At 57.2% G+C, this 20336-nt stretch carries 21 protein-coding genes; 9 read left to right on the forward strand and 12 right to left on the reverse strand.

From position 1 onward, the window contains the following. Positions 1-30: 30 nt before the first annotated feature. Together cpxA and cpxR are read right to left on the reverse strand one after the other, a co-directional pair. Entirely contained in the window at positions 31-1404 is a 1374-nt protein-coding gene (gene cpxA / locus ET34_RS0114745) for an envelope stress sensor histidine kinase CpxA (RefSeq protein ID WP_031523308.1), read from the reverse strand. Further along, positions 1401-2099, reverse strand: a complete 699-nt coding sequence (gene cpxR, locus ET34_RS0114750) for an envelope stress response regulator transcription factor CpxR (protein ID WP_031523310.1) — start codon at positions 2097-2099, stop codon at positions 1401-1403. Before cpxR ends, cpxA begins: the two co-directional genes overlap by 4 nt. 147 nt (positions 2100-2246) lie before the next feature. Between cpxR and cpxP the strand changes: the two genes are divergently transcribed. The 7 genes from cpxP (at position 2247) to ET34_RS0114785 (ending at position 9509) form a co-directional block, all read left to right on the forward strand. After that, positions 2247-2747: a cell-envelope stress modulator CpxP gene (gene cpxP, locus ET34_RS0114755; protein WP_031523313.1), complete on the forward strand. Its 501-nt coding sequence runs from the start codon at positions 2247-2249 to the stop codon at positions 2745-2747. A gap of 521 nt (positions 2748-3268) precedes the next feature. Beyond that, on the forward strand, positions 3269-3616 hold the full coding sequence (locus ET34_RS0114760) for a DUF805 domain-containing protein (protein ID WP_031523314.1): 348 nt from the start codon (positions 3269-3271) through the stop codon (positions 3614-3616). Between the two features lie 206 nt (positions 3617-3822). Beyond that, complete coding sequence (gene fieF, locus ET34_RS0114765) at positions 3823-4725, forward strand: CDF family cation-efflux transporter FieF (RefSeq protein ID WP_031523316.1); 903 nt, start codon at positions 3823-3825, stop codon at positions 4723-4725. A 189-nt stretch (positions 4726-4914) separates the two neighbouring features. Continuing rightward, positions 4915-5877, forward strand: a complete 963-nt coding sequence (gene pfkA / locus ET34_RS0114770; protein ID WP_031523318.1) for a 6-phosphofructokinase — start codon at positions 4915-4917, stop codon at positions 5875-5877. Between the two features lie 148 nt (positions 5878-6025). Then, on the forward strand, positions 6026-7015 hold the full coding sequence (locus tag ET34_RS0114775) for a sulfate ABC transporter substrate-binding protein (RefSeq protein ID WP_031523320.1): 990 nt from the start codon (positions 6026-6028) through the stop codon (positions 7013-7015). Between the two features lie 363 nt (positions 7016-7378). Beyond that, positions 7379-8146, forward strand: coding sequence for a CDP-diacylglycerol diphosphatase (locus ET34_RS0114780; protein ID WP_031523322.1), 768 nt, complete (start codon positions 7379-7381; stop codon positions 8144-8146). 58 nt (positions 8147-8204) lie between these two features. Continuing rightward, positions 8205-9509, forward strand: coding sequence for an SLC13 family permease (locus ET34_RS0114785; protein ID WP_031523324.1), 1305 nt, complete (start codon positions 8205-8207; stop codon positions 9507-9509). Positions 9510-9582: 73 nt separating this feature from the next. Here ET34_RS0114785 and tpiA read toward each other — a convergent pair whose 3' ends face one another. Together tpiA and ET34_RS0114795 are read right to left on the reverse strand one after the other, a co-directional pair. Then, positions 9583-10350, reverse strand: a complete 768-nt coding sequence (gene tpiA / locus ET34_RS0114790) for a triose-phosphate isomerase (protein ID WP_031523326.1) — start codon at positions 10348-10350, stop codon at positions 9583-9585. 107 nt (positions 10351-10457) lie between these two features. Continuing rightward, complete coding sequence (locus tag ET34_RS0114795) at positions 10458-11057, reverse strand: DUF1454 family protein (protein ID WP_031523328.1); 600 nt, start codon at positions 11055-11057, stop codon at positions 10458-10460. Between the two features lie 114 nt (positions 11058-11171). On the opposite strand from ET34_RS0114795, the gene ET34_RS0114800 reads away from it, so the two are divergent. Then, positions 11172-11591, forward strand: coding sequence for a DUF805 domain-containing protein (locus tag ET34_RS0114800; protein ID WP_031523330.1), 420 nt, complete (start codon positions 11172-11174; stop codon positions 11589-11591). Position 11592: 1 nt separating this feature from the next. Here ET34_RS0114800 and fpr read toward each other — a convergent pair whose 3' ends face one another. From fpr to ET34_RS0114820, 4 genes are all read right to left on the reverse strand, one after another. Beyond that, positions 11593-12339, reverse strand: a complete 747-nt coding sequence (fpr, locus tag ET34_RS0114805; protein WP_031523331.1) for a ferredoxin--NADP(+) reductase — start codon at positions 12337-12339, stop codon at positions 11593-11595. A 93-nt stretch (positions 12340-12432) separates the two neighbouring features. Beyond that, positions 12433-13443, reverse strand: a complete 1011-nt coding sequence (gene glpX, locus ET34_RS0114810) for a class II fructose-bisphosphatase (RefSeq protein WP_031523332.1) — start codon at positions 13441-13443, stop codon at positions 12433-12435. Positions 13444-13599: 156 nt separating this feature from the next. Further along, positions 13600-15114 (reverse strand): glycerol kinase GlpK, encoded by a 1515-nt coding sequence (gene glpK / locus ET34_RS0114815; protein ID WP_031523333.1) that lies wholly within the window; start codon positions 15112-15114, stop codon positions 13600-13602. Between the two features lie 21 nt (positions 15115-15135). Beyond that, positions 15136-15978: an MIP/aquaporin family protein gene (locus ET34_RS0114820; RefSeq protein ID WP_031523334.1), complete on the reverse strand. Its 843-nt coding sequence runs from the start codon at positions 15976-15978 to the stop codon at positions 15136-15138. A 424-nt stretch (positions 15979-16402) separates the two neighbouring features. Between ET34_RS0114820 and zapB the strand changes: the two genes are divergently transcribed. Then, positions 16403-16642 (forward strand): septal ring assembly protein ZapB, encoded by a 240-nt coding sequence (gene zapB / locus ET34_RS0114825; protein WP_031523336.1) that lies wholly within the window; start codon positions 16403-16405, stop codon positions 16640-16642. Positions 16643-16820: 178 nt separating this feature from the next. Here the strand turns inward: zapB and rraA are convergent, their stop codons facing one another. The 4 genes from rraA to hslV all read right to left on the reverse strand — a co-directional run bounded on the left by rraA (position 16821) and on the right by hslV (position 20284). After that, positions 16821-17306 carry a ribonuclease E activity regulator RraA gene (gene rraA / locus ET34_RS0114830; RefSeq protein WP_031523338.1) on the reverse strand — a complete coding sequence of 162 codons (486 nt, stop codon included), beginning with the start codon at positions 17304-17306 and terminating at the stop codon, positions 16821-16823. Positions 17307-17398: 92 nt separating this feature from the next. Further along, positions 17399-18328, reverse strand: coding sequence for a 1,4-dihydroxy-2-naphthoate polyprenyltransferase (menA, locus tag ET34_RS0114835; RefSeq protein ID WP_031523340.1), 930 nt, complete (start codon positions 18326-18328; stop codon positions 17399-17401). Positions 18329-18412: 84 nt separating this feature from the next. Further along, positions 18413-19744: an HslU--HslV peptidase ATPase subunit gene (gene hslU, locus ET34_RS0114840; protein ID WP_031523342.1), complete on the reverse strand. Its 1332-nt coding sequence runs from the start codon at positions 19742-19744 to the stop codon at positions 18413-18415. Between the two features lie 9 nt (positions 19745-19753). Further along, positions 19754-20284 (reverse strand): ATP-dependent protease subunit HslV, encoded by a 531-nt coding sequence (hslV, locus tag ET34_RS0114845; protein WP_031523344.1) that lies wholly within the window; start codon positions 20282-20284, stop codon positions 19754-19756. Positions 20285-20336 lie beyond the last annotated feature (52 nt).

Below are 20336 nucleotides of genomic sequence, written 5' to 3' on the forward strand. Positions count from 1 at the left end.
GCAGCGCCTCTGTAACAGAGGCGCTGCGGGTCAGGAGCGGCGGTAGAGCGGTAGCCAGATGGTCAGACGCAGGCCGCCGAGCGGGCTGTCATCTGCTTTTACCCAGCCCCGATGTTGCTGAACAGCGGTTTCGACAATCGCCAGGCCAAGCCCCGTACCACCTGACTCGCGATCGCGCGCTTCGTCGGTGCGGTAGAACGGACGGAAGATCTGTTCGCGATCGGTCTGGCTGACGCCTGGGCCGTCGTCATCAACGTTGATGGTGACGCCATCTTTATCCACCGAGAAGCTCACCGAGATTTTGGTGTGCGAGTAGCGCAGAGCGTTACGTACGATGTTTTCCAGCGCGCTTTCCAGCGCATTCGGGTTGCCGTACAGCAGCCAGGGTCCGGGCGGATAGGCGACTTCAAACGATTTGCCCATCTGCTCGGCTTCGAAGGCGGCGTTATCCAGCACCTCGCTCCAGAGCTGATTCGCTTTCATCGTTTCGCTCACCAGCGCGTTTTTTTGCTGGTTGCGCGACATCACCAGCAGATCGTTGATCATGCTGTCGAGACGCTGCGCTTCAGTTTCGATACGCTCCAGCTCTTTGCTCTCACCGCTGCGGCGGCGCAGCAGCGCGGTTCCCAGTTGCAGGCGGGTGAGCGGCGTACGCAGCTCATGCGAGATGTCAGACAGCAGCCGCTGTTGAGTGGTCATCATGCGTTCCAGGGCAGTCACCATCTGGTTAAAGCTCGCGCCGGCAGCCTTAAATTCCTGCGCGCCAGATTCCAGCTCCGGATGCTGGCGCAGGTTACCCTGGGCCACTTCATCCGCCGCATTTTTTAGCTTGCGCGCCGGGCGTGCGAGGCTCCATGCCAGCCACAGCAGCAGCGGTGAACTGACCAGCATAGTGACGATCAGCAGCAGCAGCGGGCGGTCAAACAGCAGGTTGATGAAATCAGACTGGGAACTGCTGGCAGGGCGAATCAGGTAAAGCTGATAGTAATCTTCCCCGTCGCGCACGGTGAACGGGCCGACCAGCTCAACGCGGCCATACTTTTTCTTCTGGGGATGATCGGAGTTGTCAGACTGGCCGATAAAGTTGCGGATGATCTGCATCTCGTTGCGTTCGGCACCAATCACGCGGCCTTCGCTGGTGACCAGCAGCAGACGCTGGCCCGGCGGCGCCCACTTGTCAATGGCGCGGAACAGCCTGCGCCACCACATCAGATCATTCGGCGGATCGCTTGCCAGCTCCGCCTGAACGTGTTGCTCAATCATAATGCCCTGACGCTGCTCGCTTTCGAGCAGCTCAGTCATCTGGCGGGAGTCGAGCTTGGGTAACATCAGAACCAGCATCAACACCAGCGCCAGCGTCAGCCAGAAGATCGCAAATATTCGTGCGGTCAGGCTGCCTGTCATGAAGCGGAGACCATCAGATAGCCACGGCCACGCAGGGTTTTAAACCACGGGTGCCCATCTTTACGCTCCGGCAGTTTGCGGCGCAGATTGGAGATATGCATGTCGATAGCGCGATCGAACGGCGTCAGGCGTTTGCCCAGCACTTCCTGGCTCAGATGTTCACGCGATACCACCTGGCCGAGATGCTGCGCCAGCAGATACAGCAGGGTGAACTCAGTGCCGGTCAGTTCAAGGGTTTTGCCTTCAAAACTGGCCTCCTGACGGCCCGGATTGAGGCTTAACGCGTCAACTTCGAGCGTCGGTGAGCCGTTGTCGCTGTTCTGCTGCTGCTCACTCCAGTTGGAGCGGCGCAGAATCGCGCGGATACGCGCTACCAGCTCGCGATCGTTAAAGGGTTTAGGCAGATAGTCATCCGCGCCGAGTTCGAGGCCCAGCACGCGATCCAGCTCGCTTCCGCGGGCAGTTAGCATGATGACGGGGGTCTGGTGTGTCTGGCGAAGCTCTTTAAGGGTATCAATGCCGTTTTTCTTCGGCATCATCACGTCGAGCAAAAGCAGGTCGATGCTGTCATCCAGGAGGCCGAGCGCCTGCTCGCCATCATGGGCAACCAGGACGTTAAAACCTTCCATGTCGAGCAGTTCCTTTAACAGGGAAGTCAGCTCTCGGTCATCATCAACTAACAGGATTTTATTCATTGTTAATACCTCCGAGGCAGAAATTACGTCATCAAGGCTCGCTAATCCATGACTTTACGTTGTTTTACACCCCCTGACGCATGTTTGCAGCCTGAATCGTAGACTGTCTCTCGTTGATTCGCAGCACAGATGATTTGGGAGCAAGTGATGCGCAAAGTTACCGCTGCCGTCATGGCTTCAACGCTGGCATTGAGTACGCTTAGCCACGCAGCTGATGCCCTTCTCGGCGATAACTGGCACCCGGTAGACGGGGCGGCGCCGCGCAACAGCATCCAGAGCCATATGTTCGACGGCATTCAGTTAACCGAGCAGCAGCGTCAACAGCTGCGCGATCTGATGCAGCAGGCCCGGCACGAAAGCCCGCCTGTTAATGTTAGCGAAATGGAGACAATGCATCGCCTTGTCACCGCAGAAAATTTTGATGAACACGCTGTGCGTGCTCAGGCCGAAAAAATGGCTCAGGAACAGGTGACTCGTCAGGTTGAGATGGCGAAGGTCCGTAACCAGATGTTCCGCCTGTTAACGCCCGAGCAGCAGGCCGTGTTAAATGATAAACATGACCAGCGCATGAAAGAGCTTCGCGAGGTAGCGCAAATGCAGCGCTCGTCATCGATGCAGATTTACAGCAGTAACCAGCGTTCCCAGTAACAACCCTGTTTTCCTTGCCATAGACACCATCCCTGTCTTCCCCCTCATGATGAGGGGGCTTTTTTTTGCCTGAATATTTCTGCTTGCCAGAATAACGGTGCATGCCCCAGCTCATAACCCCGAAGCCATTTATCAAACGCGGCGAATAACGCTCGTTATTCCGCTGTGCTTGCCTGTTCAAAAAAGCGGCCACGGCGTGACGGGAAAAAATAAGCCGTATCAGGCGCGACGTATCTTCTTTCTTAATGGAAATTTCAGCATCGGGACGGCGTGCCAGTGAGAAAATTAATATAAAGCGCTCATTTATCCTTCATGAATGGCAGCGGAACGGCGTCAACTACCATATATGTCTAATTGAAACAGCAAGATATCGCTGTACCCTGCAACGGCCTGGCTACCGCGTCTCACATCTTCAACGTTGATCTGTTATCACGTTTAGTACAGGCATCGACAAATTTATACACACGCTTATTGTGATTTTCGTCACGTTGTCTGGCTTTTGCACAAGGAAGGTTATTTCCATGAATTGGTATCTCGACGTCTTAAAAAAATACGCCACGTTCAGCGGCCGCGCACGTCGTAAAGAGTACTGGATGTTTACTCTGATCTCTTTCATCGTCTCCATCGCGCTGAGCATCATTGGCGCTATGCTTAATTTCCCGGCGATCGGCTACATTTACTCGCTGGCGGTGCTGCTGCCTTGCCTGGGTGTGATGGCGCGCCGTCTGCACGATACAGGCCGCTCCGGCTGGTGGATCCTGCTGATGTTTATTCCGATTATCGGTGCCATCGCGCTGCTGATCTTTTTCTGCCAGGACAGCGAAAAACAGACCAACGCTTTTGGCCCGAACCCAAAAGCCTTTGCGTAATGGCATAGCGCTGTAAAACCAGTAAAGGGGGCATGCTGTCCCCTTTAATTTTCCTTCTGATTTCCTCCCCATCGTGTTTCGATTAATCCTCTTCGTTTCATATTCACGCCTGAATCGTCGGTAATTACCCGTAGAAGCGGCTGTATTTCCTGCAATTGTCGGGGCGCAATCCGTTATAATCTGGCTATGCCTTTGCAGGAGCCTTTATGAATCAGAACTATGGGCGACTGGTCACGCGCGCGGCTATAGCGGCCACGGCAATGGCCACGATGCTGCTGATCGTTAAAATCTTTGCCTGGTGGTATACCGGTTCCGTCAGCATCCTGGCGGCGCTGGTGGATTCCCTGGTAGACATCGCCGCCTCGCTGACCAACCTGCTGGTGGTGCGCTACTCGCTGCAGCCCGCCGATGACGAGCACACTTTCGGGCACGGTAAAGCGGAATCCCTTGCTGCGCTGGCGCAGAGCATGTTTATCTCCGGGTCGGCGCTGTTCCTGTTTCTCACCAGCATTCAGCATATTGTTCGCCCCTCGCCGATGAACGAGCCGGGCATCGGCATGGTGGTAACGCTGATTGCGCTGGTCTGTACATTGGCGTTAGTGGCGTTCCAGCGCTGGGTGGTGCGGCGGACGCAAAGCCAGGCGGTAAGGGCGGATATGCTTCATTATCAGTCTGATGTTATGATGAACGGCGCAATTCTGATCGCGCTGGCGCTCTCGTGGTATGGATGGCACCGGGCGGATGCACTGTTCGCATTCGGCATCGGCATTTATATTCTCTTCAGCGCGCTTCGTATGGGATACGAGGCCGTGCAGTCGCTGCTGGACAGGGCATTACCGGATGCCGAGCGGCAGGCGATTGTCGATATTGTTACCTCGTGGCCGGGCGTCAGAGGGGCACATGATTTCCGTACTCGCCAGTCAGGGCCGACACGCTTTATTCAACTCCATCTGGAAATGGACGATACGTTACCGCTGGTTCAGGCGCATCTGGTGGCTGAACAGGTGGAGCAGGCGATCCTGCAGCGTTTTCCAGGATCGGATGTCATCATTCATCAGGACCCCTGTTCGGTGGTTCCGTATGAAAAAGCAGCGCAAATTGAGCTTTAGTTGGGCACGGTAAACAGTGAGGCAGGCAACATTTTATTGCATAATTTACCCAATATTCGCCTGACCTGAATCAATTCAGCTGAAAACGGTTGATATACTATTTGCAGCAATTGTTCAGACCGCCCGGCATAAGGGTGAGCGCTCCCGTGACAGAATTTATTTTTGCATTCCTACGTTCAGAGGTAGTCCATGATTAAGAAAATCGGTGTGTTGACAAGTGGCGGTGATGCGCCTGGCATGAATGCCGCGATTCGCGGTGTGGTGCGTGCTGCGTTAACCGAAGGCCTTGAAGTTTTTGGTATCTATGATGGCTATCTCGGTCTGTATGAAGATCGCATGATCCAGCTCGACCGCTACAGCGTGTCGGACATGATTAACCGCGGCGGCACCTTCCTCGGCTCTGCGCGCTTCCCGGAATTCCGCGAAGACCGCGTGCGTGCGGTCGCCATCGAGAACATGAAGAAGCGCGGAATTGATGCGCTGGTCGTCATCGGCGGCGATGGCTCCTACATGGGGGCAAAGCGTCTGACCGAGATGGGCTTCCCGTGCATCGGTCTGCCGGGCACCATCGATAACGACGTGGCGGGTACCGACTACACCATCGGTTATTTCACCGCGCTGCACACCGTGGTAGAAGCGATTGACCGCCTGCGCGACACCTCGTCATCACACCAGCGTATCTCTATCGTTGAAGTGATGGGCCGTTACTGCGGCGACCTGACCCTGGCGGCGGCGATTGCCGGTGGCTGTGAGTTCATCGTGCTGCCGGAAGTGGAGTTTAACCGCGAAGATCTGGTTGCCGAGATCAAAGCGGGTATCGCGAAAGGTAAGAAGCATGCCATCGTCGCCATCACCGAGCACATCTGTGACATCGACGAGCTGGCGAAGTACATCGAAGACGAAACCAAACGCGAAACCCGCGCCACGGTGCTGGGCCACATCCAGCGCGGCGGCTCACCGGTGCCGTACGACCGTATCCTCGCGTCCCGCATGGGCGCCTACTCCATCGAGCTGCTGCTGCAGGGCTACGGCGGGCGCTGCGTTGGTATCCAGAATGAAAAAATGGTGCATCACGACATCATCGACGCTATTGAAAACATGAAGCGTCCGTTCAAAGGTGACTGGCTCGATTGCGCGAAAAAACTCTACTAAGTCAGTCAATTATCAGCCGGGGAAACCCGGCTTTTTTACATCCGTTATATTCTCTAAAGTTATAGCCAATCTTTTTTTATTCTTTAATCATCATCACGCTTTCTGGCAGGCTGCTCGCATTACAACACAATATTAAGAGAGCATGCGGATGAACAAACTGGGAGTGGGCTTAACGTTACTGTTGGCATCGACAAGCGTGCTGGCAAAAGATATTCAGCTGCTGAACGTGTCATACGATCCAACGCGCGAACTGTACGACCAGTACAACAAGGCGTTTAGCGCCCACTGGAAAAAAGAGACCGGGGATAACGTGGTGATCCGCCAGTCGCATGGCGGCTCCGGCAAGCAGGCGACGTCAGTTATCAACGGCATCGAAGCCGATGTGGTGACGCTGGCGCTGGCCTATGACGTTGACGCGATTGCCGAACGTGGCCGCATCGATAAAAACTGGATCAAACGCCTGCCGGATAACTCCGCGCCATACACCTCCACCATCGTATTCCTGGTGCGCAAAGGCAACCCGAAACAGATCCACGACTGGAACGATCTGGTTAAACCTGGCGTGTCGGTGATTACGCCGAACCCGAAAAGCTCCGGCGGTGCGCGCTGGAACTACCTGGCTGCGTGGGGTTATGCCCTGCACCAGAACAACGGCGATCAGGCAAAAGCGCAGGATTTCGTGAAGGCACTGTATAAGAACGTGGAAGTGCTGGATTCTGGCGCGCGTGGCTCTACCAACACCTTCGTTGAGCGCGGGATCGGCGACGTGCTGATCGCCTGGGAAAACGAAGCGCTGCTGGCGGCCAACGAGCTGGGTAAGGACAAGTTTGAAATCGTCACCCCGAGCGAGTCGATCCTCGCCGAGCCGACCGTCTCGGTCGTGGATAAGGTTGTAGAGAAGAAGGGCACGCAGCAGGTTGCGGAGGCCTACCTGAAGTATCTCTACACGCCTGAAGGCCAGGAGATCGCCGCGAAGAATTTCTACCGTCCGCGTGATGCGCAGGTCGCAGCGAAGTATGAAAAGACCTTCCCTCAACTGAAGCTGTTCACCATCGATGACGTCTTCGGCGGCTGGACCAAAGCTCAGAAAGAGCACTTCTCCAGCGGCGGTACCTTCGACCAGATCAGCAAGCGCTAAGCGTAAGCAGCCCTGTTGGCTGATACTTGTCAGCATGTAGGGGGGATGTTGTAGGGCGGGTAAGCCTGTGCACCCGCCGCTGCTACGCATCCAAAGGTGGGTGCGCTACGCTTACCCACCCTACGTGCTGAGCGTGCGTGGTGAAGCGGCCCTGCGGGTTGATACTTGTCCGCATGTAGGGGGGATGTTGTAGGGCGGGTAAGCCTGCGCACCCGCCGTTGCTACGCATCCAAAGGTGGGTGCGCTACGCTTACCCACCCTACGTGCTGAGCGTGCGTGGTAAAGCGGCCCTGCGGGGCCGTTTTTTATTTGTGTAGTAAAATACGTTACGCTTCCGGTTCGGTTTGTTTCAGGGAATGGATGATGAAACGTGTTCTTTATACAGTAGTGGGGTTGTTGTTGGTCGTGGTTGCCGCAGTGGCGGGATGGCTGTGGCATGTCGCCAGCAATTCGGATGCGCTGCGTCAGATTACACTGGAGCAGTGCGTGCCAGGGCAGCGCGATCGCCAACAGCCCGCGCCCTGCGCGGAGGTGAAGCTGCACGGCGGCTATGTGGTATTTAAAGATCGCAACGGCCCGCTGCAGTACCTGTTAATGCCGTCCTGGAAAATCAACGGCATCGAAAGCCCGGACGTGCTCAGCCCCCACACCGCCAATTTCTTCTGGCAGGCCTGGCAGGCGCGACGCTACCTGAGCGAGAAAAACGGTGCGCCACTGCCGGAGAGCGCGATTTCACTGACCATTAACTCCCGTCTCGGACGTAGCCAGAACCACCTGCATATCCATATCTCCTGCCTGCGCCCGGACGTGCGCGAGCAGCTCGACAACAGCGCTGGCACCATCAGCACCCAGTGGTTACCCCTGCCGGGCGGCATTAACGGGCATGAATATCTGGCGCGGCGCGTGACCGAAAGCGAGCTGGCCCAGCGTAGCCCGTTTATCATGCTGGCAGAAGAAGTTGAAAATGCGCGCGAGCATATGGGGCGTTATGGCCTCGCGGTAGTGCGTCAGAATGACGGCAGCTTTGTGCTGCTGGCAACCGAGCGTAGCCTCGTGTCGTTTAACCTCGCGTCGGCGGAAGAGATTCAGGATCACGACTGCGCCATTCTGCAACATCCCCACCAACCGTAACGTTTACAGATAACAGGGCGCGCCGTAGACTCGATGAAATTTTCTACAGGAGACAGGTATGTCGCTCTGGTTATCTCACCCGCTATGGCTGCCAGGCCTGATCGTTCTTATCACCATCGTTCTCTGGGCTACGTCATTACTGCCTGAGTTTGTCACCGCGCTGCTGTTTTTCACCGTGGCGATGATGGCGAAAATCGCTCCGCCGGAAATCATCTTCGGTGGTTTTGCCTCCTCGGCGTTCTGGCTGGTGTTCAGCGGCTTCGTGCTGGGCGTCGCGATCCGTAAGACCGGATTAGCCGATCGCGCGGCACGGGCGATGTCAGCCCGTCTTACGGATTCCTGGCTGCTGATGGTGGCAAGCGTGGTGCTGCTGAGCTATGCCCTGGCGTTTGTCATGCCTTCCAATATGGGGCGTATCGCCTTACTGATGCCGGTGGTAGCCGCGATGGCGCATCGCGCCGGCATCGCAGAGGGTACACGCGCGTGGTTCGGCCTGGCACTGGCAGTGGGGTTCGGCACGTTCCAGCTGTCGGCAACGATTCTGCCCGCCAACGTCCCGAATCTGGTGATGAGCGGCGCGGCGGAAGGGTCGTTTGGCATTCACCTCAACTATCTGCCCTATCTGCTGCTGCACACCCCGGTGCTGGGGCTGCTTAAGGGCGCGATCCTGATTGGCCTGATCTGCTGGTTGTTCCCCGGTAAGCCGACGCCGCCGCGCGAGCTGCCGGTCGCAGAGCCGATGAGCGGAGCCGAGCTGCGCCTTAGCGCGATGCTGGTGGTGGTGCTGGGTCTGTGGGTGACCGAGAGCCTGCACGGCATCGGCCCGGCGTGGGTCGGGCTGGCGGCCGCGGTAGTAACGCTCCTGCCACGGGTCGGGTTTATTACCGGCGACGAGTTCGCCACCGGCGTCAATATCCGCACCTGCATCTACGTCGCCGGTATTCTTGGCCTGGCGACCACGGTGACCCATACCGGCATTGGTCGGGCGGTGGGTGAAGCGCTGCTGGCGGTAATGCCGCTGGATGCAGAGAAGCCCTTCACCAGCTTCGTGGCCCTGACCGGCATCACGTCGGCGCTGAATTTCATCATGACCGCCAACGGCGTGCCAGCGCTCTATACCACGCTGGCGGAGAGCTTCTCGCAGGCGACCGGCTTCCCGCTGCTGTCGACCATCATGATTCAGGTGCTGGGGTACTCCACGCCGCTGCTGCCGTACCAGGCGTCGCCGATTGTGGTGGCGATGGCGCTGGGCGGCGTACCGGCCAGAGCAGGGATGAAGCTGTGTCTGGCGTTAGCGCTGGTGACCTTTGTCGTGTTGCTGCCGCTGGATTACGGCTGGTTCAGGCTGCTGGGACGACTATAAAAAAAGCCCGGTCGCGCAAAGGCGTACCGGGCCTGATACAGGGCAGCGATGCGCTGCCCTCTGCAACATACGATTAGGCGTTTTTCGCTTCGGCTGCCGCTTTAACAATTACCGCGAAGGCGTCGGCCTTCAGGGAGGCGCCGCCAACCAGCGCGCCGTCGATGTCCGGCTGGGTGAACAGCTCAGCAGCGTTTGCCGCGTTTACGGAGCCGCCGTACTGAATGATGACCTGTTCAGCGATTTTCGCATCGGCTTTAGCGATGTGATCGCGAATGAATTTGTGTACCGCCTGAGCCTGCGCCGGGGTAGCGGATTTGCCGGTACCGATGGCCCATACTGGCTCGTAGGCGATAACCGCGCCTTCGAACGCTGCTGCGCCCTGCGTTTTCAGCACGGCATCAATCTGACGTGCGCACACTTCTTCGGTTTTACCCGCTTCGTTTTCCGCTTCGGTTTCACCGATGCACAGAACCGGGATCAGACCCTGTTCTTTCAGCACGGCAAATTTCTTCGCGATGAACTCATCGGATTCCGCGTGGTAAGTACGACGCTCTGAGTGACCGATAATGATGTATTTAGCACCGATATCTTTCAGCATCTCAGCAGAGGTTTCGCCGGTAAACGCACCGGACAGGTTTACGTCAACGTTCTGCGCGCCCAGCACGATGTGGCTGCCTGCAACGGCGTGTTTCGCCTGATCCAGGTACAGCGCCGGCGGTGCAATAGAGACGCCGCAGCCCGTCACGCCAGACAGCTCGTTACGCAGGCCAGCGATCAGTTCGTTGACCATGTGGCGGCTGCCGTTGAGTTTCCAGTTACCCATCACAAGAGGATGTCGCATTTTAATTCTCCACGCGGTGAAGCGGATTAAGGAATATCGCTGCCTGTCTGGCAGCATGGACTGTCATTCAGTATAGAGATTTGCGCCGTCGAAGGCTTTGCTTTTTGTCATTTATTGTTAGCGTCGCTCGCGTCAGATAACGCCAGCTTAATCGGTTCAACGGCGAGAGTTAGCCCCTTTTCGCCGTTATCTGCCACCACATAGCGGATCGCGCCTTCTGACTTCTGGTAATAGCGCTTCGACTTACTTTCACTGAGCAGGGTAGTAAGGCGTTCCATGCTCTGTTTTTCCGTGATGCCGGGCGTGAAGGCCCTCAGCAATGCTGCCATCCACGCCATCGCTTTGGCTTTCGCCGCTTTCTGCTCCGGCCCCTGAATCGGCAGCCAGGTGATCTGCATACTTTTGATTTTCAGCGTGCCGCGCTCCAGCGCCGTAGAGGCGTAGAGATTTTCATTAATCTTGGTCGCCGCCCGGGTGAGGGTAATTTTGTCGCGGCTGGAGACAATGGCGCGAAATTCGTTCAGCGTCATGCCGGGGTTATCGGCATTAAACTTCTCGCGAAACTGGGTGATAGTCAGATCGAAGGTGGGTGAACCGGGCAGCAGGTAGGGCGCCGTGGGCGCTACCACCGGCTCCTCCGCCAGGGCCGTCTGACACAGCGTAACAGGTAGTAAAAACAGCAATAGCGTGAGTAATACGTGGTTCATTAACAGCCGCTCCCGGTAACTCAGGGTATCGATTAAAACGGTATCAGGCTGGCTTGTCAAAACCTGGCGTTCACGGTGTACACTACGCGGCATCGTGGTAATCAGGGTGGACACATGACTCTCCAGCAGTGGTTATTTTCAATAAAAGGGCGTATCGGACGCCGTGATTTCTGGATCTGGATGGCGCTGTGGGTGGTAGCGATGCTGCTGCTGTTCGTGCTGGCGGACCGGGAATGGGTCACCAGCCAGAGCGCGGCATTTATGCTGGTGTGCCTGCTGTGGCCCACCGCGGCGGTGGTGGTGAAGCGGCTGCACGATCGCGGGCGCTCAGGGCTCTGGGCGCTGCTGATGATCCTCGCCTGGATGCTGTTCGCCGGCAACTGGGTAATGCTGGAAGGCCTCTGGCGCTGGGGCGTCGGGACGCTGGTGCCGACCATCATCATGGTGCTGATTATTCTCGACCTGGGCGCGTTTCCCGGCACCCCAGGTGAGAACAAGTACGGCAACGCGACCCTTGAGGTGAAATACCGCTGAGTTACCAGTAGTGCTCCGCCGTCATATGGCCCGGACGGCGGCGCAGGTGCTTTGTCATCTGACGATTCTCTTTCAGCAGCTGCTGGGTGTCGCGCACCATCTGCGGATTGCCACACAGCATGACGTGGCTGTTCTCTGTAGTCATCGTCAGGCCCACCGCCTGTTCCAGCTCGCCGCTGTCAATCAGCGCCGGCACGCGCCCGGTCAGCGAACCTGACACCGTTTCGCGGCTCACCACGGTCTGGATGCGCAGTTTCCCGGCATAACGCTCCTGGAGCTCCAGCATTAACGGCAGATAGCTCAGATCTGCCGCATAGCGCACCGCGTGCACCAGCACCAGATGGTTGAAACGCTCCAGGCCAACGCCCTCTTGCAAAATCGACAGGTAAGGCCCGATAGCGGTGCCGGTAGCCAGCATCCACAGGGTATCGCAGTCCGGCACTTCATCCAGCACGAAGAACCCGGCCGCGTCGCTGACCACCATCAACTCGTCGCCCGGCTGCATGGCATGCAGACGTGGACTCAGCTTGCCCTCCGGGACGTTCACCAGGTAGAACTCCAGGTTTTCATTACCAGGCGCGTTCACATAAGAGTAAGCACGCTGCACGCGCTCCCCGTCGATCTCAAGGCCCAGCTTGGTAAACTGCCCGGCGGTGAAGGGTTTGATCGGGGCGTGAACCGTGAGGCTGAAAAGCGAATCGGTCCAGTGCTGAATCTGTGTGACTTTACCTGTTACCCAGTCTGCCATGTTCCACTCCTGTCTTTGCTTTGCATTATCTTCGCCAGGTCGGTACGGCATTTCCAGCCCGGGCGGGCCGGAAAGCTCAATCAGACAAATTTTTCAGAGGATGTGAGCCTGCACGTTGACGTCTTTGCGGTCGAGATAGTGAATCGACTGGATGCGGCGAATGGTGCGTGATTTACCGCGAATCAGCAGCGTCTCGGTGGTGGCGATGTTGCCTTTGCGCGTGATGCCGTCCAGCAGATCGCCTTTGGTGATCCCGGTGGCGGAGAAGATCACGTTATCGTTACGCGCCATCTCTTCGAGGCGCAGCACCTTATCGGCTTCGATACCCATCGCTTTGCAGCGTTCCAGCTCGGTTTCACCGATACGACGGTTCTCCTCGCTGTCGCCCTTCACCTGATGACGCGCCAGCAGTCGGCCCTGCATATCGCCATCCAGCGCACGGATCACCGCGGCCGACACCACGCCTTCCGGCGCGCCGCCGATGCCGTAGAGCACGTCCACTTCGCTGTCCGGCATGCAGGTGAGGATGGAAGCCGCCACATCGCCATCGGGGATAGCAAACACGCGCACCCCGAGCTGCTGCATCTCGCTGATCACCGCATCGTGACGCGGTTTTGCGAGAATGGTCACCGTCAGCTCGCTCAGCGACTTATCGAGCGCACGGGCAATGTTACGCAGGTTATCGGCGAGCGGCAGACTGAGGTCGATGACGCCTTTCGCGCCCGGTCCGACAATCAGCTTTTCCATGTACATGTCCGGCGCGTTGAGGAAGGTGCCTTTATCGCCCACCGCCAGCACCGCCAGCGCGTTCGCCTGGCCCATTGCCGTCATGCGCGTGCCTTCGATCGGATCAACGGCGATATCCACCGCATCACCTTTCCCGGTACCGACCTGCTCGCCGATATAGAGCATCGGCGCTTCATCGATCTCGCCTTCACCAATGACGATACGTCCGTCGATATCGATCTGATTCAGCACGATACGCATGGCGTGTACCGCTGCGCCGTCGGCGGTGTTTTTATCACCGCGGCCCAGCCATTTGTAGCCGGCAAGGGCAGCGGCTTCGGTTACCCGGGAAAATTCGATGGCAAGTTCTCGTTTCATAACAGGCTCGTACAGTCAAAAGGAGTTGTGCGAAGTTTACCACAGAGTGGCGGAGGCAGTTTGCTGCGGCCCAGGCGGGGATACGAAGGAAAAACGGAAGGAGGCGGGAAAGGGAAAAATCCCCTCTCCCGAGGGGAGAGGGGCAGGGTGAGGGAATCAGCTCTCGTCGTGCTCTTCCCACGCCATGGCGCGTTTCACCGCTTTCTTCCAGCCTTCGTAACGGAAGTTACGTTCGGTGGTTTCAATGCCCGGACGGAATTCGCGTTCGATAACCGCTTTTTCGCTCAGCTCATCCAGGTTCTGCCAGTAGCCAACCGCCAGGCCGGCGAGATAGGCCGCGCCGAGCGCAGTCACTTCGCGCACTTCCGGACGCTCCACGCGGGTGCCCAGAATGTCGGACTGGAACTGCATCAGGAAGTTGTTGGCAACCGCGCCGCCGTCCACGCGCAGGGCGTGCAGACGAATGCCGGAGTCCGCCTGCATCGCTTCCAGCACATCGCGGGTCTGGAAGGCAATGGATTCCAGCGTGGCGCGAATGATGTGGTTAGAGTTCACACCACGCGTCAGACCGAAAATCGCACCGCGGGCATACGGGTCCCAGTAAGGCGCGCCGAGACCGGTAAAGGCCGGCACCACGTACACGCCGTTGGTGTCTTTCACCTTAGTTGCGAAGTATTCAGAGTCGAACGAGTCGCTGATGAGTTTCATTTCGTCGCGCAGCCACTGAATCGACGCCCCTGCCATGAACACCGCGCCTTCCAGCGCATAGTTCACTTCCCCGCGCGGGCCGCAGCCGATGGTGGTCAGCAGGCCGTGCGTTGACGCGACCGCTTTCTCACCGGTGTTCATCAGCATAAAGCAGCCGGTGCCGTAGGTGTTTTTCGCCATCCCTTCTTTCACGCACAACTGGCCGAACAGCGCCGCCTGCTGGTCACCGGCGATGCCGGCAATCGGAATACGCGTGCCGCCCTTACCGCCGATGTTGGTCTGGCCATACACTTCGGATGATTTACGTACCTGCGGCAGCATGGCGCGCGGGATGTCCAGCGCGTCGAGCATTTTGTCATCCCAGTCCAGCTCGTGGATGTTAAACAGCATGGTACGCGAGGCGTTGGTGTAATCGGTGACGTGTACGCGTCCCTGGGTCATTTTCCAGATGAGCCAGGTATCGATGGTGCCGAACAGCAGCTCGCCACGCTTCGCACGCTCGCGCGAGCCTTCCACATGGTCGAGGATCCACTTCACTTTCGTGCCGGAGAAATAGGGGTCGATAACCAGACCGGTGGTCTTGCGCACGTAATCTTCCATGCCTTCGCGCTTCAGCTTCTCGCAGATCTCTGAAGTACGGCGGCACTGCCAGACGATGGCGTTGTGGATCGGTTTACCGGTCTCACGCTCCCATACCACCGCGGTTTCGCGTTGGTTGGTGATGCCAATCGCGGCAATCTGATCGGAGCTGATGTCGGCTTTCGCCAGCACTTCTACCAGCGTGGAGCTCTGCGATGCCCAGATCTCCATCGGGTCGTGCTCAACCCAGCCCGCTTTCGGGTAAATCTGCGTGAATTCGCGTTGTGAAACACTGACGATGTTGGCGTCATGATCCAGGACGACGGCTCGGGAGCTGGTGGTGCCCTGATCAAGGGCGACGATGTATTTCTTCTCAGTAGTCATGGTTATGTCCTGTCAGTTTCATTACAGCGAAGCATTGCGATGTTCAGCGCGGGCCGCTTTTTTCTCAACGACCTGCTCGGCAGACGGCAAGTGACGCCCAATCAGCTTACGATAGCCGAACGCACCGAGCGCTGCACCCACCACCGGACCAAACAGCGGCACCAGGAAGTAAGGGATATCGCGCCCGCCGGTAAAGGCAACGTTGCCCCAGCCTGCCAGCCAGGCGAAGGTTTTCGGGCCGAGATCGCGCGCCGGGTTCATGGCGAAGCCGGTCAGCGGACCCATCGCGCCACCGATAATGGCAATCAACAGTCCCACCAGCAGCGGAGCCATCGGGCCACGCGGCAGACCGTTACCGTTATCGTTCAGTGCCAGAATCACGCCCATCAGCACAGCGGTGATCACCATTTCAACGGCGAACGCCTGGCCAAAGTTGAGCAGCGGATTCGGGTAGGTGGAGAAAATACCTGCCAGTTCGAGACTCTCTACGCTGCCGCGCACCATCTGGTGAGTCAGTTCGTAGTCGTAAAAAAGATTGTAATAAAGCCCGTAAACTAACGCCGCTGCGCAAAAGGCGCCGGCAAATTGTGCAATGATAAAAGGAACAACTTTGCGTTTGTCGAAGCCGACAAACAGCCATAAGGCGATAGTGACCGCCGGGTTAAGATGCGCACCAGACACACCCGCAGTCAGGTAAATGGCCATCGCCACCCCTAATCCCCAGATGATACTGATTTCCCACTGACCGAAAGCAGCACCGGCGACTTTCAATGCAGCGACACATCCCACGCCGAAGAAAATCAACAACCCGGTACCGAGAAATTCGGCGATGCACTGACCTTTTAAGGTTGGAGTTTGACTCATATTCGGGTCCTGAAGGCAAAATGAAGGATTATTGTTAGCAAGGCGTCAACGACGCTCATGATGTCGTGTAGACATCGTGTTAATTTATCGTTAACGAACAAAAACGAGAAATATCGAACGTTAAATGTGTGTGTTGCGTCAAGAAAATGAGCGTTTTCGCGCTCCCGGACTGGACAAATGCGCAACGAAACGGATCGAAAGCGTACAAAATGTTAACGAAAACAATAACAATCTAACGGGAAATCGGCGCGGCGCATTCAGCATTGACTGAAAAATGTTGCAAACCGCTAACAGCGCGGCTTGCCGCTGGACAGTGACAGCTGCGCTCCCTACAATCGGGACTATTGCGCAGAGCATCCATTCATTAAGGCGTTGCCGGGCATTCAGGACGTGTGGCGCTTTGCAATTCAGGAGAGGTACGACGATGTCATTTGAAGTGTTTGAGAAACTGGAAGCGAAAGTACAGCAGGCGGTCGATACCATCACGCTGCTGCAGATGGAAATTGAAGAGCTGAAAGAGAAAAACAACAGCCTGGCGCAGGATGTCCAGAACGCGCAAGGCAGCCGCGAAGCGCTGGAGCAGGAAAACCACCAGCTGCGCGAACAGCAGCACGTGTGGCAGGAGCGCCTGCAGGCACTGCTGGGCAGAATGGAAGAGGTTTAATTTCCCGTCATCTTTCGCGCCGTAGCGGCGTTGGCTGCGCGCATTCACCCCAGTCACATAGTTGTCTATGTTCCTGGGGATTCATTCGCTTGCCGCCTTGCTACAACACGAAAGCTTTAGGGAAACAGAGCCAGAACGATCGGGCCGGGTAAGGCAGCATCGCCACCCGGCTTTTTTATTACTCGATATCCAGCGGATCTTCGGAAAGGATGATGCCGGTGTTGTCGGCATAGAGGTGGTCACCAGAGAAGAAGGTGACGCCGCCGAAATTAACGCGCACGTCGCTTTCGCCGATACCTTCACCCGCCGCGCCTGCCGGAATGGCGGCAATGGCCTGAATACCCAGGTCCAGGTCTTCGAGGTCGTCCACCTGACGCACCGCGCCGTAAACCACCAGACCTTCCCATTCGTTTTGTACCGCCAGACGGGCCAGGTCAGCGTCAATCAGCGCGCGTCGCACCGAGCCGCCGCCGTCCACGAGCAGAACGCGCCCGCGGCCATTCTCTTCGAGGAGTTCGTACAGCAACCCGTTATCCTCAAAACATTTCACCGTGGTGATTTGTCCGCCAAACGACGACCGTCCGCCAAAGTTGGAGAACAGGGGTTCCACGACGTTAACATCTTCATGGTAGATGTCACAGAGCTCGGAAGTATCGTATTTCATAGGCTTAAGGTTCAGTTGCTGCATGGACTGTCAGTATATCGCCTAATCCGGACTGTTGGCAAAATCATCAATTGTTAATTGATATGAATCAGCTAAAAACGCAGCTGGCTGAGCACAATCCCAAAAGAAAACAGCAGATTAGCCAGCAGTGCCGCTTTTACCGTGCGCTCCAGCATGGGGCGCATCGCCAGCGGGGTGGTTTCGCGCAACACATACCGCGCCTGACGCAGCAGCATCGGCGCACTCAGCAGGAACAGCCATCCCCACGGGCTTTGCAGCCAGAAGAGGGTAAACAGGGCAAAACAGATCAGCGTGCCAGCCAGCAGCCCGGCGTGATAGCGCCGCGCCGCCGTCGGGCCGAGGCGCACGGCCAGGGTGTTTTTCCCGTTGGCGCGATCGCTTTCGATATCGCGCAGGTTATTGATATTCAGTACCGCCGCAGCGAGCAGCCCGCATCCGGTCGCAGGCAAAAATACTGCGGCAATCAGCGTATGCGCCTGCAGATACCAGGTTCCCGCCACGCTTAACCAGCCGAAGAAAACCAGCACGGAAATATCGCCCAGTCCCATGTAGCCGTAAGGGCGCGTGCCCACGGTATAGGTGATGGCTGCAACGATCGCCAGTACGCCCAGCAGCAGAAAGCCTGCAACGTCTGCCAGCGTGCGGCAGGCAACCGCCACCAGCGCCAGCCCAAATGCGCAGGTGAGGACGATAGTCGCCACCAGGGCACGTTTCATCTGGGTCTGGCTGATAACGCCTTTCTGCATACCGCGCAGCGGGCCGATGCGATCGGGTTTATCGCTGCCCTTCACGGCATCGCCATAGTCATTGGCAAGGTTAGAGAGAATTTGCAGCAGACCGGCGGTCAGCAGGGCCAGCAGCGCAATGAGCGGATCGAACACACCCTGCCAGAAGGCCAGTGCGGAACCCACCACGACGGAGGCGAAGGCAAGGGGTAAAGTACGGGGGCGCAGGCTTTCCAGCCAGGCCTGACGACGACTTACAGCATGTGTATCTGTCATAAAGTTGCCAAATAAAATGGGGGCCGACGCTGCTGGCAGTATCGAAAGCCCCCATCAAAAGTGATGAATATGCTCAGGCCGCGATTATAGGATAAAACGGCTCAGATCTTCATCTGCAACAAGCGCATCGAGATGCTTGCTGACGTAGTCTGCGTCAATGATCACAGTGGTGCCATTGAGATCGCTGGCGTCATAGGAGATCTCTTCCATCAGACGCTCCAGCACGGTATGCAGACGGCGCGCACCGATGTTTTCGGTGGTTTCGTTTACCTGCCATGCCGCCTGCGCGATACGCTTGATGCCATCTTCGGTGAACTCAATGTTCACGCCTTCGGTCGCCATCAGCGCTTTGTACTGCACGGTCACCGAAGCGTTCGGCTCGGTCAGGATGCGCTCGAAGTCGTCGGTAGTCAGCGCCTGCAGCTCAACGCGGATCGGCAGACGACCCTGGAGTTCCGGGATCAGATCAGACGGCTTCGCGACCTGGAACGCGCCGGAGGCGATAAACAGAATGTGGTCGGTTTTCACCATCCCGTGCTTGGTAGAGACGGTGCAGCCTTCCACCAGCGGCAGCAGATCGCGCTGCACGCCTTCACGAGACACGTCCGGGCCCGAAGATTCGCCGCGCTTACAGATTTTGTCGATCTCATCGATAAACACGATGCCGTGCTGTTCAACCGCTTCGACAGCCTGCTCTTTCAGCTCTTCCGGATTAACCAGCTTTGCGGCTTCTTCTTCGATCAGCAGCTTCATGGCTTCTTTGATCTTCATCTTGCGCGCTTTCTGCTTCTGCCCGCCGAGATTCTGGAACATCGACTGCAGCTGGCTGGTCATCTCTTCCATGCCCGGAGGCGCCATGATTTCAACACCCATTGGCGCAGCGGCGACGTTGATTTCAATCTCTTTATCGTCCAGCTCGCCTTCACGCAGTTTTTTGCGGAACGACTGGCGCGCGGCGGACGGCTCCTGCGGCTGTTCGGACTGACCCCAGTTGTTTTTCGCCGGCGGGATCAGCACGTCGAGAATACGCTCTTCCGCCATCTCTTCGGCGCGGTAGCGGTTTTTCTCAATTGACTGCATGCGCACCATTTTGATGGCGGAGTCGGTCAGGTCGCGGATGATGGAATCCACTTCTTTACCGACGTAGCCCACTTCGGTGAACTTGGTCGCTTCAACTTTGATAAATGGTGCGTTAGCCAGCTTCGCCAGACGACGGGCAATTTCAGTTTTACCGACGCCGGTCGGGCCGATCATCAGGATGTTTTTCGGCGTGACTTCGTGACGCAGCTCTTCGTTAAGCTGCATACGGCGCCAGCGGTTACGCAGCGCAATGGCGACAGAACGCTTCGCCGCGTCCTGACCGATAATGTGTTTGTCGAGTTCGCTGACAATTTCGCGTGGAGTCATTTCAGACATGGGGATTCCTTACGCCTTAGACGGTAATTCTTCGATGGTCAGGAAGTTGTTGGTATAGATGCAGATATCGCCTGCAATCCCCAACGCCTTCTCGGCAATTTCACGGGCGCTTAGCTCGGTGTTTTCCAGCAGCGCGCGGGCGGCAGCCTGTGCGTAAGGGCCACCAGAGCCAATCGCAATCAGGTCATTTTCCGGCTGCACCACGTCACCGTTACCGGTGATGATGAGCGAGGCATTTTCGTCGGCCACGGCCAGCAGCGCTTCAAGACGGCGCAGCATGCGGTCGGTACGCCAGTCTTTCGCCAGCTCAACGGCGGCTTTCACCAGGTGACCCTGATGCATTTCAAGTTTGCGTTCAAAGAGTTCGAACAGGGTGAAGGCATCGGCAGTACCACCGGCGAATCCGGCGATCACTTTGTCGTTGTAGAGACGGCGAACTTTTTTCACGTTGCCTTTCATGACGGTGTTGCCCAGCGTGGCCTGACCATCGCCACCGATTACTACCTGGCCGTTGCGGCGTACACTTACTATCGTTGTCACTGACAGACCCCTTTGTTAACTGAACAGATGCTCCCGGCACCGGGTTATGGGT

The sequence above is a fragment of the Siccibacter colletis genome, from assembly GCF_000696575.1.
GTDB classification, from domain to species: Bacteria; Pseudomonadota; Gammaproteobacteria; order Enterobacterales; family Enterobacteriaceae; genus Siccibacter; species Siccibacter colletis.

Bases quoted from the DNA above. Each gene is read 5' to 3' on its own strand.
- ET34_RS0114785 (WP_031523324.1), top strand. From the start codon at position 8,205: ATGTCGCTCTGGTTATCTCACCCGCTATGGCTGCCAGGCCTGATCGTT.
- glpK (WP_031523333.1), bottom strand. From the start codon at position 15,114: ATGACTACTGAGAAGAAATACATCGTCGCCCTTGATCAGGGCACCACC.
- fpr (WP_031523331.1), bottom strand. From the start codon at position 12,339: ATGGCAGACTGGGTAACAGGTAAAGTCACACAGATTCAGCACTGGACC.
- zapB (WP_031523336.1), top strand. From the start codon at position 16,403: ATGTCATTTGAAGTGTTTGAGAAACTGGAAGCGAAAGTACAGCAGGCG.
- fieF (WP_031523316.1), top strand. From the start codon at position 3,823: ATGAATCAGAACTATGGGCGACTGGTCACGCGCGCGGCTATAGCGGCC.
- cpxP (WP_031523313.1), top strand. From the start codon at position 2,247: ATGCGCAAAGTTACCGCTGCCGTCATGGCTTCAACGCTGGCATTGAGT.
- ET34_RS0114800 (WP_031523330.1), top strand. From the start codon at position 11,172: ATGACTCTCCAGCAGTGGTTATTTTCAATAAAAGGGCGTATCGGACGC.
- ET34_RS0114795 (WP_031523328.1), bottom strand. From the start codon at position 11,057: ATGAACCACGTATTACTCACGCTATTGCTGTTTTTACTACCTGTTACG.
- ET34_RS0114820 (WP_031523334.1), bottom strand. From the start codon at position 15,978: ATGAGTCAAACTCCAACCTTAAAAGGTCAGTGCATCGCCGAATTTCTC.
- cpxA (WP_031523308.1), bottom strand. From the start codon at position 1,404: ATGACAGGCAGCCTGACCGCACGAATATTTGCGATCTTCTGGCTGACG.
- cpxR (WP_031523310.1), bottom strand. From the start codon at position 2,099: ATGAATAAAATCCTGTTAGTTGATGATGACCGAGAGCTGACTTCCCTG.
- rraA (WP_031523338.1), bottom strand. From the start codon at position 17,306: ATGAAATACGATACTTCCGAGCTCTGTGACATCTACCATGAAGATGTT.
- hslU (WP_031523342.1), bottom strand. From the start codon at position 19,744: ATGTCTGAAATGACTCCACGCGAAATTGTCAGCGAACTCGACAAACAC.
- ET34_RS0114775 (WP_031523320.1), top strand. From the start codon at position 6,026: ATGAACAAACTGGGAGTGGGCTTAACGTTACTGTTGGCATCGACAAGC.
- glpX (WP_031523332.1), bottom strand. From the start codon at position 13,443: ATGAAACGAGAACTTGCCATCGAATTTTCCCGGGTAACCGAAGCCGCT.
- ET34_RS0114780 (WP_031523322.1), top strand. From the start codon at position 7,379: ATGAAACGTGTTCTTTATACAGTAGTGGGGTTGTTGTTGGTCGTGGTT.
- ET34_RS0114760 (WP_031523314.1), top strand. From the start codon at position 3,269: ATGAATTGGTATCTCGACGTCTTAAAAAAATACGCCACGTTCAGCGGC.
- tpiA (WP_031523326.1), bottom strand. From the start codon at position 10,350: ATGCGACATCCTCTTGTGATGGGTAACTGGAAACTCAACGGCAGCCGC.
- pfkA (WP_031523318.1), top strand. From the start codon at position 4,915: ATGATTAAGAAAATCGGTGTGTTGACAAGTGGCGGTGATGCGCCTGGC.
- menA (WP_031523340.1), bottom strand. From the start codon at position 18,328: ATGACAGATACACATGCTGTAAGTCGTCGTCAGGCCTGGCTGGAAAGC.